General features: G+C 44.6%; 11 protein-coding genes. 9 read left to right on the top strand and 2 right to left on the bottom strand.

Annotated elements, in window-relative coordinates; genetic code table 11:
- Positions 1-12: 12 nt before the first annotated feature.
- The 4 genes from MY523_RS08670 (at position 13) to MY523_RS08655 (ending at position 4,592) form a co-directional block, all read left to right on the top strand.
- The gene (locus tag MY523_RS08670; RefSeq protein ID WP_250658383.1) at positions 13-1,116 is read left to right on the top strand and encodes a DUF6160 family protein; all 1,104 of its coding nucleotides are present in this window, start codon (positions 13-15) and stop codon (positions 1,114-1,116) included.
- A 193-nt stretch (positions 1,117-1,309) separates the two neighbouring features.
- The gene (locus tag MY523_RS08665) at positions 1,310-2,125 is read left to right on the top strand and encodes a DUF6160 family protein (protein ID WP_250658382.1); all 816 of its coding nucleotides are present in this window, start codon (positions 1,310-1,312) and stop codon (positions 2,123-2,125) included.
- Positions 2,126-2,312: 187 nt separating this feature from the next.
- Positions 2,313-3,416 (top strand): DUF6160 family protein, encoded by a 1,104-nt coding sequence (locus tag MY523_RS08660; protein ID WP_250658383.1) that lies wholly within the window; start codon positions 2,313-2,315, stop codon positions 3,414-3,416.
- 360 nt (positions 3,417-3,776) lie between these two features.
- Positions 3,777-4,592, top strand: coding sequence for a DUF6160 family protein (locus tag MY523_RS08655; protein WP_250658382.1), 816 nt, complete (start codon positions 3,777-3,779; stop codon positions 4,590-4,592).
- 305 nt (positions 4,593-4,897) lie between these two features.
- On the opposite strand, the gene MY523_RS08650 is transcribed toward MY523_RS08655, so the two are convergent.
- Together MY523_RS08650 and MY523_RS08645 are read right to left on the bottom strand one after the other, a co-directional pair.
- Positions 4,898-7,330, bottom strand: coding sequence for a Calx-beta domain-containing protein (locus tag MY523_RS08650; RefSeq protein WP_250658381.1), 2,433 nt, complete (start codon positions 7,328-7,330; stop codon positions 4,898-4,900).
- 268 nt (positions 7,331-7,598) lie between these two features.
- Positions 7,599-8,261: a hypothetical protein gene (locus tag MY523_RS08645; RefSeq protein WP_250658380.1), complete on the bottom strand. Its 663-nt coding sequence runs from the start codon at positions 8,259-8,261 to the stop codon at positions 7,599-7,601.
- A 273-nt stretch (positions 8,262-8,534) separates the two neighbouring features.
- On the opposite strand from MY523_RS08645, the gene MY523_RS08640 reads away from it, so the two are divergent.
- From MY523_RS08640 to MY523_RS08620, 5 genes are all read left to right on the top strand, one after another.
- A complete protein-coding gene (locus MY523_RS08640) occupies positions 8,535-9,494 on the top strand; it encodes a DUF58 domain-containing protein (protein WP_250658379.1) in 960 nt (319 codons plus the stop codon).
- Between the two features lie 43 nt (positions 9,495-9,537).
- Positions 9,538-11,628 (top strand): transglutaminase TgpA family protein, encoded by a 2,091-nt coding sequence (locus MY523_RS08635; RefSeq protein WP_250658378.1) that lies wholly within the window; start codon positions 9,538-9,540, stop codon positions 11,626-11,628.
- A gap of 37 nt (positions 11,629-11,665) precedes the next feature.
- Positions 11,666-12,712, top strand: a complete 1,047-nt coding sequence (locus tag MY523_RS08630; protein WP_250658377.1) for a DNA polymerase III subunit delta' — start codon at positions 11,666-11,668, stop codon at positions 12,710-12,712.
- A gap of 89 nt (positions 12,713-12,801) precedes the next feature.
- Positions 12,802-13,152 carry a PilZ domain-containing protein gene (locus MY523_RS08625; protein ID WP_250658376.1) on the top strand — a complete coding sequence of 117 codons (351 nt, stop codon included), beginning with the start codon at positions 12,802-12,804 and terminating at the stop codon, positions 13,150-13,152.
- 77 nt (positions 13,153-13,229) lie between these two features.
- Positions 13,230-14,006, top strand: coding sequence for a TatD family hydrolase (locus MY523_RS08620; protein ID WP_250658375.1), 777 nt, complete (start codon positions 13,230-13,232; stop codon positions 14,004-14,006).
- Positions 14,007-14,018: the final 12 nt, after the last annotated feature.

Raw genomic sequence — 14,018 nt, 5'->3', positions numbered from 1 at the left:
AAGGAGAATAAAATGAAAGGCCTGAAAAAAATTGCATTAGTTTCAGCTATCGCAGCTATCTCAGCTGGAGCACAAGCAGAACTTAAGTCGCTAGACGACAGCGTTATGGGTGAAATGACTGGTCAAGCAGGTTTGACTATCGATTTGACTGCAAACGTAGAAGTGGGTGAGATCGCGTACAAAGATGGCGGTTTCATCTCAATGACTGACATGAAATTAGGTGGTGCTGGTATCACTGCAGCAGGCGCAGCAGTAGGTGCAAACACTGTATTAGACAACATCACTATCTACATCGATGTTGCTGGTGCTGGTGAATCAAACGCTGATTTCAAATTCGGTCTAGAAGCACAGGTTAATGACTACATCGCTGACTCTCCAGCGACGGGTCTTGCTGACTTGGCAGCACAAACTACTGACGCTACACAGCAAGCAGCTATCGGTGCTTATGCTCTTCACCGTAGCAATGGTGGAGCTGCTGACGTAACTTCAATTGCTGATCTTCTTGAGACGTCTACTGGTGCAGCAGACGGCGCAATTGCTGATGGTGACCTGGTTATCCACTTGGGAACAACTAACGGCTATGACGATTCTGTTGCAGGATCTGAGAAGTTTGACGGCGTTGACTTCGGTATGACGTTGGGTGAAGTGGCTCTACGTAAGAGTGACTACGTTGTTGGTTCAAGTGTTGATCCTTTAGCGCCAGCCGCTGCAGCAAACACTGTATTGGTTTCTGGTATCGAGCTAGCGGGTAAGATCGGTCCTGTTGATATCATCATCGACGAAGATACTTCAAAGCTTGCAGTTAGCGCATACTTCCAGGTTGCTGGTGGTGTAGCTGGAAACGCAGCAGCTAACGCGATGAAGTTTGACTTCATGGATGTTGAAATCGGTCGTTTCGCTATGAACAACAGCCGTGGTGCTAACAAGCTGGCAACTGCTGGTTACGCACACGCAGCAGCGGTTGTTTCTGCTAGCTCTAAAGGTCTATTCGTAGACGTTAAAGACTTCTCTGCAGATATGGATATGGAAGATATCTACATCGGCGGAACTTCAATCGGTAGTGTTTACATCACTGATCTTGAAGTTACAGCGACTATGGATGTTTACGGTCACTAAGATCGAGCCATCTTTGGTATAAGAAAAAACCACCCTTGTCGGGTGGTTTTTTTTTGGTTGTAAGGTTAAATCGAAACCGGTTTTATTGGTTGTCAGAACTTATGGGGTTGCCCGCTCTTTATTACTGTATAGGGGAGTAATGATTTAGAGAGGAGTGATCATCAAGTAAGTCATAAATAAAAAAAGGAAAATTATGATGGATTTAAAAAAGAAGCTGCTTGTTTCTGCACTTTCCATTTTGCCTGTCGTGTCATACGCGGAGATTAAACCGCTTGATGATGGTTTGCTGGGTGAGGTGACAGGGCAGGCGGGTATATCCATTGATTTAAGTGCAAAGGTAAAAATGGGTGAGTTCCGCTATACCGATGGAGGCAGCATAGCCATTGAGGATATTCTGATAGGGGGAGCAAACAAACAGGAGTACTTCGGTATTGACTGGGGGCCCGGTTCTCACTCCGGCGATATGCTGGATGGCATTAAGCTGGATATTGATGTTGCCAATGATGGTGATTTGTGGATTGTGGCCAAGCCGCTGCCAGCATACGGCAACCTGGTTGACTTTGGCGTATCTACAGGTGCTTGGCGATTGATGCAGTCAAACGGAACAAGTCATACCACATTGCTGTCCAATCTAAGTTTTACGGGGGTTGCTTCAGAGCTAAAGATTCGGATAGATGAAGCATCCAGTGTGATAAACCTGCAGGCAGGGTTTGGTATTGATGACCTGGATACCGAGATCGAATTTCTGGGGATTGGTATCGAAGATGCGGTCATTGCAGGGACGGGTTATATCGAAAATATGGAGGTTAATAGCTACGGCGTTTCAGACTTAATGATGCCGGTTAACCTAAATATTTATAAAGGCAGCAAAGGGCTTAAGTTTGACGTAGTTCAGTTTGAGGCGGATATCGTGTTGCCGACGATTAATATAGGCGGCGCATCGATAGGCTCTGTGTATGTGAATGACCTTAAGCTAAACGGTTCTACATTAGAAATATACGGTCATTAAGTCTTTGTGAACCATGTCGATATAGCCATACATTGACTTTTTATTAAGTAACAAACTGTGACAATCTTCACGGAAGTTAACAATAAGCTACGTAGAATGACTATCAACCAAACGGCATAATAAAAAAACGCCGGGCGGTGTTATATTAAATAACAAAAACAATCTAAATTCTTGTAAGGAGAATAAAATGAAAGGCCTGAAAAAAATTGCATTAGTTTCAGCTATCGCAGCTATCTCAGCTGGAGCACAAGCAGAACTTAAGTCGCTAGACGACAGCGTTATGGGTGAAATGACTGGTCAAGCAGGTTTGACTATCGATTTGACTGCAAACGTAGAAGTGGGTGAGATCGCGTACAAAGATGGCGGTTTCATCTCAATGACTGACATGAAATTAGGTGGTGCTGGTATCACTGCAGCAGGCGCAGCAGTAGGTGCAAACACTGTATTAGACAACATCACTATCTACATCGATGTTGCTGGTGCTGGTGAATCAAACGCTGATTTCAAATTCGGTCTAGAAGCACAGGTTAATGACTACATCGCTGACTCTCCAGCGACGGGTCTTGCTGACTTGGCAGCACAAACTACTGACGCTACACAGCAAGCAGCTATCGGTGCTTATGCTCTTCACCGTAGCAATGGTGGAGCTGCTGACGTAACTTCAATTGCTGATCTTCTTGAGACGTCTACTGGTGCAGCAGACGGCGCAATTGCTGATGGTGACCTGGTTATCCACTTGGGAACAACTAACGGCTATGACGATTCTGTTGCAGGATCTGAGAAGTTTGACGGCGTTGACTTCGGTATGACGTTGGGTGAAGTGGCTCTACGTAAGAGTGACTACGTTGTTGGTTCAAGTGTTGATCCTTTAGCGCCAGCCGCTGCAGCAAACACTGTATTGGTTTCTGGTATCGAGCTAGCGGGTAAGATCGGTCCTGTTGATATCATCATCGACGAAGATACTTCAAAGCTTGCAGTTAGCGCATACTTCCAGGTTGCTGGTGGTGTAGCTGGAAACGCAGCAGCTAACGCGATGAAGTTTGACTTCATGGATGTTGAAATCGGTCGTTTCGCTATGAACAACAGCCGTGGTGCTAACAAGCTGGCAACTGCTGGTTACGCACACGCAGCAGCGGTTGTTTCTGCTAGCTCTAAAGGTCTATTCGTAGACGTTAAAGACTTCTCTGCAGATATGGATATGGAAGATATCTACATCGGCGGAACTTCAATCGGTAGTGTTTACATCACTGATCTTGAAGTTACAGCGACTATGGATGTTTACGGTCACTAAGATCGAGCCATCTTTGGTATAAGAAAAAACCACCCTTGTCGGGTGGTTTTTTTTTGGTTGTAAGGTTAAATCGAAACCGGTTTTATTGGTTGTCAGAACTTATGGGGTTGCCCGCTCTTTATTACTGTATAGGGGAGTAATGAGGTAGAGAGAGGGTGATCATTAAGTAAGTCATAGAGACCTTAGCACGACTACTGCGCTTACAAATACAGCGTTAAAAAATGACTCAAAATTGTGCGCTCTCCAGAGTCGACCGAGACTTATTACACATAAGCTGCGCTTTTTCTTCATTTTTTGCCTTGTCTTTGCTTCGCTCGTCACGTCGTGCAAAGGTCTCTCATAAATAAAAAAAGGAAAATTATGATGGATTTAAAAAAGAAGCTGCTTGTTTCTGCACTTTCCATTTTGCCTGTCGTGTCATACGCGGAGATTAAACCGCTTGATGATGGTTTGCTGGGTGAGGTGACAGGGCAGGCGGGTATATCCATTGATTTAAGTGCAAAGGTAAAAATGGGTGAGTTCCGCTATACCGATGGAGGCAGCATAGCCATTGAGGATATTCTGATAGGGGGAGCAAACAAACAGGAGTACTTCGGTATTGACTGGGGGCCCGGTTCTCACTCCGGCGATATGCTGGATGGCATTAAGCTGGATATTGATGTTGCCAATGATGGTGATTTGTGGATTGTGGCCAAGCCGCTGCCAGCATACGGCAACCTGGTTGACTTTGGCGTATCTACAGGTGCTTGGCGATTGATGCAGTCAAACGGAACAAGTCATACCACATTGCTGTCCAATCTAAGTTTTACGGGGGTTGCTTCAGAGCTAAAGATTCGGATAGATGAAGCATCCAGTGTGATAAACCTGCAGGCAGGGTTTGGTATTGATGACCTGGATACCGAGATCGAATTTCTGGGGATTGGTATCGAAGATGCGGTCATTGCAGGGACGGGTTATATCGAAAATATGGAGGTTAATAGCTACGGCGTTTCAGACTTAATGATGCCGGTTAACCTAAATATTTATAAAGGCAGCAAAGGGCTTAAGTTTGACGTAGTTCAGTTTGAGGCGGATATCGTGTTGCCGACGATTAATATAGGCGGCGCATCGATAGGCTCTGTGTATGTGAATGACCTTAAGCTAAACGGTTCTACATTAGAAATATACGGCCATTAAGTTTGTGTGACCCGCTAATACCAGAAGGGTGGAGTGCAGAAATTGCCTCCTTCTGGTATTCCTCATTTATAGTTTCTTACACAAGAGATTTTAGGCTTGGACGGGAGGGCGTTAGCGCTAACGCTATGGCGTTGTTAGTTAGATGTTTGAATTGAGCTGAATCGGGTTGAACTGAACTGCGGATGCTTGATGATATTCTTGTGTTGTGTGTTGTGTGTTGTGTGTTGTGTGTTGTGAAATAGGTACTTAACATAAGCACCTATTTCAGCGGGTTAAATATTGGCAACAAAACTAGCCAAGGCTACTTAATCGAGAAGATTCTCTCCGCTTGTACTGAAAGGAGATATATTATAACTAATCACCCCGCCGTTATTTGATTCCCATAGCACCATAATTTTGTTTTTGCCATAGACATCTATTGAAACAACTTTATCGTCACCACCTGTTCCAAACTGAGACTGCCATGCGAGATCATTGTTGATTGAGCTTGAGTCAATACTAACCAGTGTGGCATCTATACCGCCCTTGGATGTCTGGTCTGTAAGCACTCCGCTAGTGAGTCCTCCAATAAATGATTTATCTGTGAGGTTTGTCACTGTTGAAGTTTCTTCTGGTGCTGAGTCGTCACCCCACATTGTCGCGTTAATAACCGAGTAGGCCGTATTAAAGGTGATATAAAAAGCGTCGATAGAATTTTTAGCGGTGTCTGGTGGGATGGTTGTTTCATTGTTTGGTGGTACAACATCGCCTTTGCTCTGACCCGCTATTCTCAGAAGGTTGTTATAGCTTGTCAGCCCTACAACTTCGTCAGAGTATATGGTTCCAAACTGGTGAACACTCTTGGTGGTTCCGTCATCGTTTAGTGTGGCTATGAACCCGTCCGTGCCGCCAATTCCTGGGCCATCAAGTTGACCTTTTGTTGTGCCAACAACTATCAGTGATGTGCCTACAAAGCTCACGCCGGTGGCGATATCTTCCTGAGGAGTGCCGATGAGCGTTGTCCAAAGCTCATTGCCATCGGCATCGAACTTAGCGATGAACGCGTCTCGATTTCCTTTGTTCGTATTGTCGGCTGAAAAAGTACCTTCAGAATATCCGTATACGAGCACGCTTCCCTGAGGGTCAATAAATACACCTTTAGGTACATCGTCTGACGCGGTGCCAATCTGTATGTCCCATGATTTACTGTATAAGGCGTTACCAACCTTTCGGCTATATTTTCGCAAATAAACATCCTTATTTCCCTTATGGCTTGCTCCTAGGGTTCCTTCGGTTTCAATCAGCACAGCAAGCTCGTTAAAATTGCCGCTAAGCTTGTAGTCAATGGCAACAGGGGTTTCATCTGCCGGATCAGCTGATGCGATATCACTGTCTGACGGGGTAGCACTAAATGCTTTTGAGACGCCACCTCGATCATAATAAACGATCTCAACATCCTTTGTGGCGTTGTTTACGCTGTTTAGCACGATGACATTACCATCGTTATCAGTAATAAGTGCGTGTGATTGTCTGTTGTTTGTTGAGATTGCACTTTGAGTGAGTGTATCCCATTCGTTTATGGTTATTTTGAGAGGAGGTTGCTCAAATATGTCTGAGACATCTGTCTTTATAACGACAGTTTCGTCTTTTGTTGTTGTGGTGGCTCCTGCGTCGTTATCGCCGTCGTCTAGTATGGCGACTGAAAATGACTGTTTTGTGTTTGATGGCGGAAAGGTAAGTGTAGTGGCAGATAAGGTGTAATCATCTGCTGTGGCGGTAGATGTTTTGTCAGCAAATACGTTGACGACAACCGGGTAGTCGACGGCTTTTGATAAAACAACATCGTATACCTTACTGGTTTCTCCTTCAGTCAGAATGATATCTTCGCCTTCAAACGTGACGCTGGGTTCGTTATCTGTAATTGTGACTTTAGATTTACCTGGCCTCTCGTGCTCAACGAGACCTTCAGTAGCCTCTATCAAAGTGAGATCAAAAGCTTCTCCCCCTTCAATAATGTCATCATCCAATATGTCTACTGTAAATAGGCAGGTCTGAACGCCGGCTTTAAGCGTTACAAACCGATCTTCGCTGACATAATCTTCGTTCTCTTTAGCGCTTCGAATATTGGAGGGGTCTCTGTCATCTTTAAGTTCATTAAAAGCCGTTGTAAGCGCAACTCTCAATGTAACGTCAGACTCCGAAGGGTGTGCCATTGATACAAAGATCGGGAGTGGATATGCCGTTTTGCCGTTAACGGTTTTGGGTGCCAGTGGGGGAATCTTACACTGTTCATCAAACACACCTGCTGCTATAGCTTCTGCTTGCTTCCCCTCATTAACCTCTACTGTTGCGATGGAGAAGTCTACTTTGTTTTTTTGAAGTGTGACAGTGTACGTGAACTGCTGGCTTCTAGCGCCATCGCTGACTTCCAGAGTGATGTCGAATGGCGTTTCTTCATAGGTGTTAAAATTCTCTGACTCATCCAGCTTTGGTACGCCGTAGATTCTGAATGAAGGTTTTACGCCGTTTATGCTTTCAATGTTTAGCCAGGATGGAGCATCTACTATTCGGTAGGTTAGTATATTATCTCCTCCGTCTGCGCCAAATTCGTGCTCATAGAGAACGTCAATATATGCAATTTCTGGAGGGTTGCCGAGTATGCGAGGCGTGTCTGCGCTTTTAGTCTCGCTACAGGCGCTTATAAAAGAGAGGGCCGCCAACAAAACTAGCGATATGGCACAACGAGAAATCGATCTCATTAATAAACTCCATTTATGAAATGAATATAAAGCATATGAACGGGTATTTATTAAAATGGTATTAAATACGCTTACATTCAGCTACCAATATATTGATGAAATTAACATTGGTTCACATTAAAAAAAACATTGGTGGCAACGTATTAGCTGATGGGGTGAGCTTTTGTTTAGTTATGCCGGGAGTATTTCGGAGAAAAATGTTAGAAGGAAAGCCTTAAATTGAGCGGATTTGGCCATGCTGGTTCATGGCCATAGTCTATGGGTTTAGTTAATTCTGCGGTATATCAATCGTCAGATCAAACCCGCCGCCTTGTCGCGGCACCAGAAGTACTGGCCCTTCGTTGATACCTTGAGGGATATTGATGGTATTGACGCCTGGCAGATTGCCAATAGAAAATGTCAGCTGGTCTTCATTTCTGCTGAGGCCGAGATCATTGCCAACCGGGGCGTAAGTGAAGTTTTGGGTGATATCAATAAACTCAAACTCCGGAGGTGTGTTATATGGAATTTCGATGTCAGGAACCTTGGGCCGAAGGGCTTCTATCTGGGGGCCTGAAGTAGAAAAAGCCAGTTCTCTTAACTGTTCTTCGGTGTTTAGAATCGCGCCAATGGTTTGGGCGTCATTTTCATAAACGGCTTGTTCGAACTCTAACAGTTCTTCTTCCTCTGTTTTTTCGGGCTCACCAGGTGAAATGGTAATGCTTCCTAAGGATTTTTTCTGCGCTTCCTTTTTCTTTTTCTTAGGGGTTACGATAATCGTTGAGTCTTTTATGTAAGTCTCAGTAAGCTCAGAACTGGTAAGGGACTTAACATCAGCGGATACATTGACCGATAAAAGGGCCGCGAGTGCTGTGATACTCAAAACAGCACTGCCAGTAGCAAACGCTCTTGGTCTTGCTTGAGTGGCGATTGATGATGTTTTGATAGTCATGAGAGTTCTCTTTTTGTGGTTTGAGTAACTTGAGACACTACAGCCGCTAAACAGCCCGACTGCTTTTTGTTTTTGGATCACGTATCTCCCGATAGTTATCAGTATTTGGCTTATTTGATTGATTTTCAAGTGCCCATTTATCATATTTTGTTATTAATCGTAAAGAAACTACGCTTGTGTAGTAAAGTGATGACTTTATTATGTTTATTGGATTGAGTAATAAGATTGAGAAATAGTATTAATGAGTAGCAGTATTAATGAGTAGCAATATTAATGAGTAGCAATATTAAAAAGTGGTGGCGAACGAAGTTCTTTCAATGGATCGCCAGGCGCAGCCCCCCATCAGATATGAAGGTGCTAACCCACAAAAATGTATATATATTTCCAACTAAGGAAGGGGGGCTTTATGCCTGTTTACTGGCTCTGCTGCTTTTAACTGCGATCAACTACCAGAGTAGTTTGATTTACCTTTTTGTTTTCTTCCTTGGTGCGCTGTTCATTCTTTCAATAATCTTGTGTTTTAAAAACCTTTCTGGACTTCAAGTATCGCTGGTAAAGGCGAGCGAGAATTTTGCTAATGAAGATTCATTTTATACATTTACGTTGAAAACCAAGCCAAGCCAGTACTGTGAGTCTTTAGGTTTTGTTGTTCCTGGGCAGCCGACGAAGAAAGTTGATGTATCAGCAGCCGAGGTGGCATCGCTTGTACTGTCCAAGCTATCTGAACATAGGGGGCTTGTTTCGCTGGGGCGGATTAAGATAGAGACGGTTTACCCTTTGGGTTTAATTAGGGCATGGACGTGGCTGGAGTTTGAGACATGTGCATTAAATTTTCCTATACCGAATGAAGGGATAAGAGCGCCTTCGGACGCGGTACAGGGAGACGAGACCGATGCTGGCATACACTGTAAAGGGGAAGACGAGCTTGCAGGATTGCGTGATTATGTTGTTGGCGATGCACCCAGCCGAATAGCTTGGAAGCACTATGCTGCAAAAGGAGAGCTCTATGTGAAAGAGTTTGACGGGTTAACTTCATCGACTCGCTGGCTAAATTACAAGGACTATGTGAGTGGTGATAAGGAGCAAAGGCTGAGCTATCTATGTCATGATGTGCTCAGTTATAGCAGCAAAGGCCAGAGTTTTGGAATGGTATTTCCCGGTGGGGTTATTGAGCCTTCACAGGGAGATGAGCATAAAATGTCCTGCTTGAGAGCGCTTGCGCTAGTGCCGTGATAAGTTAAAACTGCGTGCAGGCAAGCCTCATGCAAAGGTAAATATGATTAATTCGGTTGAGAAAAAAACATCAAACCAAACAGGCAACGCTCCGCTTATACCACGCGGCTCTTTGTTTCTGTTGATGATTGCCTTTTTATCGGTAATGCTGCCTCATTACGCTAATATTGAGGCTTGGCTAGTTGTATGTTCTGTAGGCGTTGCATTATGGCGGGCTAGTATTTTCAGAGGTTGGCTCAGCTTTCCTAATTCGAGCGTTAAAACGCTGTTAGTGCTGATTGCGATAGGCGCTTTTTATTTAACTTATCGCCAACAGTATACCGTAGAGAGTGCCGTCGCATTTTTTGTGCTTGCTGTATCGCTCAAGCTGATAGAGGTGAAGTTCACAAAAGACTGTTACCTGTTTGTATTTATCTTGCTTTACCTCTGCGCATGTCAGTTTTTATTCTCACAAACGTTTTTGACCGCGCTATACCAACTGTTTGCTACATGTATTGTTTTATCGGTTTTGTTTTCACTGCATAAAGGTAGATTGAATGTACCCAGTAGGGTGAGGGTGTTTGAGCTATCCAAGTTGCTAGTTATTTCTGTGCCTTTAGTTATATCCATCTTTGTATTTTTCCCTCGAATTGCGCCGCTGTGGAGTATTCCGTTATCAACCGGAAAAGCCCAGACTGGTATCAGTGACTCGATGTCTCCGGGTGAAATTGCCGAATTAACACAGTCTGCTGCACGCGCATTCAGAATAGAGTTTACAGGAGAAGCCCCCCCGCGAAGCCAACTTTATTGGCGTGGTCTGGAGCTGGATTTGCTGGAAGGAAATACTTGGCGCAGCAGTGAACTTATTTCTGGGCGCTTCCTCGGGCGGTTAGATGAGGTGCGAACGACTAACACCAAAGGCAAAAACAGCTATGATATTTTAATTGAGCCAACGAACAATAGGTGGGGTTATGCCCTTGCGTCGTCCGATGTCGCATCAAACAATATTTATATTAATGAACGAGGTTTTGTTCGTTTTAAGAACAATATTATTCAGCCTACGCGATACAGGCTATCGTATGAAGCGCCTAATATTGGTGATCGAGCTCTAGGTGCGCCCCTCGGCAAGACGCAGGCCAGGTCTTTGAGTAGAGATGAACGGAGGCGATATTTACAGCTTCCATTATCGGGTAACCCCAAAACACGGTTGTTCGTTACGGAACTTTTGAATCAAAGGGTGAGCCAATCTTTCCTGATTCAACGGCTAATGTCCTATTTTAGAGTGCAGCCTTTTTACTACACACTTAAACCCCCGCTAACGAATAGCGACTTTTTTGATGACTTCTTGTTCAACACTCGAAAAGGGTTTTGCTCTCACTATGCTGGCAGTCTGGTTTACATGCTGAGGCTTGCCAAAATACCCTCTAGAGTCGTTGTGGGTTATCAAGGTGGGGAAGTAAATGAACAAGAGGGATATCTAATAGTGCATCAGTATGATGCCCACGCATGGGTTGAGGTTTGGAGTGATGATGCTGGCTGGGTTCGATACGACCCAACTGCTATGGTTGCGCCTGAAAGGATAGAAAATGGCCTGGAACAAGCGGTTCGGGAAGAGGGGAGTTTTTTATCAGGCAGCGCGTTCTCGTCAGCGCGATATAATCAAATTGGTGTGATTCGCTGGATGAGATTGAAGCTGGATTCGGTAAATTACAATTGGCAAAAATGGGTGGTGGGCTATGATGGTCAAACACAATTAAACTTTTTAAGCCGCTGGTTTGGTGCGGTTACATTTCAAACGCTGGCGCTAATTATGACGCTAGTGGCAGGCCTGGTTATCGGCATTGCATTTTGGGTTTTGAGTGCGGATAAAAAACGAGGCCCAGTGAATAAAGTCGTGTTAGAATTCGAGCGCTTTTGCAAGGCTGCTGAGAAAAGCGGTATGACACGAGAGGTAGGCGAAACACCTAATCAGTTTACTGACCGCTTGGCGGAGAGGTTTCCTGAGCAAAAAGAGAGCCTGGCTTACATCTCCCGCTGCTTTAATTACTTACAGTACAGCCGTACAGATGACAAAAATGAACAGCTCAGGCTTTTAAACAGTATGAAAGTTAAAAGCAGAAAGTTGTTAAAAGCAATTAAAAAATCAGCGAAGTAAGCCACAGCGGGTAGCATAGAGAGGTTTCAACTGTAGCGTGAGCGATGACAGCACTTTAACAAATACGAGTGAGCACTTTTACCCGTGGCAATCTTCTCAGTGGGCTAAGCTTGGTGCCGTGTTTGCTAGCGGTAGGCTCCCCCATGCATTAATGCTTAGTGGTACAGAAGGCACCGGTAAAACTCGATTTGCAAACTCGCTCGCAAGTTTGGTGTTATGCGAACAGCCGTTTGAAAACAGTGCTCCCCAGCAAAGCCCGGCCCCCTGTGGTAAATGTAAAAACTGCACTTTGATCAGCGCAGAGGCTCATCCAGATATACGTTATTTCTCGCCAGAGGAAAAGTCGACCGTTGTTAAGGTAGATCAAATACGCCAGCTGAACGAGTACATTGCTAAGTCGAGCCAGCAGGGGGGATACAAGGTCGCGATTATACATCCGGCGGAGGCAATGAATCATAATGCAGCGAACGCCCTGTTAAAGTCGTTGGAGGAGCCCTCGCAAAAATCGCTTATCATATTGGTTGTTGATCAACCGGGAAGAATGCTTGCGACGATTCGGTCGCGTTGCCAGGTAATCGATTTTCCTTTGCCAAATTATAACCAGTCGCTTGAGTGGCTTAAGTCAGCACTTCCTGATAGCTCCATTCATGAAGACTTGCTGGAGCTTTCGGCGGGCAGTCCTATCAAGGCATATCAACTGTCAGCAAGTGAGGCGGTAGCGCAAAAGCAGACGATGATAGCTGATCTTGCGAAGGTGCTTAAGCGGGAATCAACGGCTGTTTCGGTGGCTGCAAAGTGGCAAAAGTATGAACTTCAGGTCGTGCTTGCGTGGAATATTACATGGGTTCAGCAGCTTATACGTTATTCCATGACGCAAAACCCTAAGCTGGTAAAAGACGAAAAACTGCTCAAAATGATTCAGTATCTTGCGGGCAAGCATCCGACCAGCCACTTTTATGGGTTGCTAGATAAGGTGCAGACATCCAGCGATTTACTGGCACGAAAAACAAACCCTAATAATCAGATACTGATAGAAAACCTGTTGGTAGGTTGGGGGGAGTTAATGCAGAAGCGAACTGCTTAGGCAGGTATCTTGTTGAAGAGTCTGGATTATTTTTTGTATTTATCTACAATGAACAGATATCAAAAATAAAACTACAGGAAGAATGTGTAATGCCACCTGGCTTTGGTGCTCGTAGCGGTATATTGACCCTAACTATCAAAGATAAAGCAGTGCTTTATGCGGCATATATGCCCTTTATCAAAAACGGTGGGTTGTTTATTCCCACCTCAAAAAGCTACAACCTCGGGGATGAGGTTTTTCTATTGCTAAACCTTATGGATGAGCCGGAAAAAATACCAGTAGCGGGTAAGGTCATTTGGGTGACCCCAAAAGGCGCACAAGGGAACAGGGCTGCGGGTATTGGTGTTCAGTTTAATGGCGAAGATGAAACGGCTAAGAACAAGATAGAAACATACCTTGCCGGATCATTAAACTCCGATAGGCCAACCCACACGATGTAAGTAATAGGTAGTGTATTTTAGAAACTGTTAGAAGGCTGGTAGACTGGTGTTACTAGCCTTTTTTTGTGGAGAAATAAATGTTCGTAGACTCTCACTGTCACCTTGATCGCTTAAAACTCGATAAGTACGACACGGGCCTTGATGGTGCCATAGACGCAGCAGGCGAAGCGGGTGTTACTGAGATGCTATGTGTGGCCATTGACCTTGAAAATATTGATAAGGTGATTGGTGCAGCAGAGCGTTATGAAAACGTGTTTGCGTCAGTCGGTGTCCACCCCGGCACTGATGTTGGAGAAGAGCCTACGGTAGAAAGGCTCCTTACATTAGCAGACCATCCCAAAGTGGTAGCTATTGGCGAGACAGGGCTGGACTATTATTACGGAGAAGAGCGTAAAGCAGAACAGCAGGGGCGTTTTGCAATACATCTACATGCTTCAAAAGCGTGCAAGAAGCCAGTGATTGTTCATACCCGAGACGCAAGGGATGATACGTTGGCGATCATTAAAAAAGAAGGAGATATCAACATTGGTGGGGTTCTCCACTGTTTTACTGAAAATTGGGATATGGCGAAAAGAGCGCTGGATCTTAACTATTTCATCTCTTTTTCAGGCATTGTGACGTTTAAAAATGCCGAGGAGCTGCGATCTGTTGTTAAAAATGTACCACTCGACAGAATTTTGATCGAAACAGACTCACCTTATCTAGCCCCGGTGCCATATAGAGGTAAGCCCAATGAACCCAAGTATGTGTCAGAAGTCGCTCGTTGTATTGCAGAGTTAAAAGGAGTGTCTATCGAGCACATAGCAGAGGCTACGTCGCAAAATTATCGAGCCCTGTTTAAACGCACCCAGTAGCTCTTTAGCCTC

The sequence above is a fragment of the Alkalimarinus coralli genome, assembly GCF_023650515.1.
Lineage (GTDB): Bacteria > Pseudomonadota > Gammaproteobacteria > Pseudomonadales > Oleiphilaceae > Alkalimarinus > Alkalimarinus coralli.
The sequence above is the reverse complement of the archived record's forward strand: the minus strand, read 5'-3'. Positions and strand labels throughout refer to the sequence as shown.

Excerpts from the sequence above, each read along its gene's own strand:
- MY523_RS08670 (WP_250658383.1), top strand. The coding sequence starts at position 13 with ATGAAAGGCCTGAAAAAAATTGCATTAGTTTCAGCTATCGCAGCTATC.
- MY523_RS08665 (WP_250658382.1), top strand. The coding sequence starts at position 1,310 with ATGATGGATTTAAAAAAGAAGCTGCTTGTTTCTGCACTTTCCATTTTG.
- MY523_RS08660 (WP_250658383.1), top strand. The coding sequence starts at position 2,313 with ATGAAAGGCCTGAAAAAAATTGCATTAGTTTCAGCTATCGCAGCTATC.
- MY523_RS08655 (WP_250658382.1), top strand. The coding sequence starts at position 3,777 with ATGATGGATTTAAAAAAGAAGCTGCTTGTTTCTGCACTTTCCATTTTG.
- MY523_RS08650 (WP_250658381.1), bottom strand. The coding sequence starts at position 7,330 with ATGAGATCGATTTCTCGTTGTGCCATATCGCTAGTTTTGTTGGCGGCC.
- MY523_RS08645 (WP_250658380.1), bottom strand. The coding sequence starts at position 8,261 with ATGACTATCAAAACATCATCAATCGCCACTCAAGCAAGACCAAGAGCG.
- MY523_RS08640 (WP_250658379.1), top strand. The coding sequence starts at position 8,535 with ATGAGTAGCAATATTAAAAAGTGGTGGCGAACGAAGTTCTTTCAATGG.
- MY523_RS08635 (WP_250658378.1), top strand. The coding sequence starts at position 9,538 with ATGATTAATTCGGTTGAGAAAAAAACATCAAACCAAACAGGCAACGCT.
- MY523_RS08625 (WP_250658376.1), top strand. The coding sequence starts at position 12,802 with ATGCCACCTGGCTTTGGTGCTCGTAGCGGTATATTGACCCTAACTATC.
- MY523_RS08620 (WP_250658375.1), top strand. The coding sequence starts at position 13,230 with ATGTTCGTAGACTCTCACTGTCACCTTGATCGCTTAAAACTCGATAAG.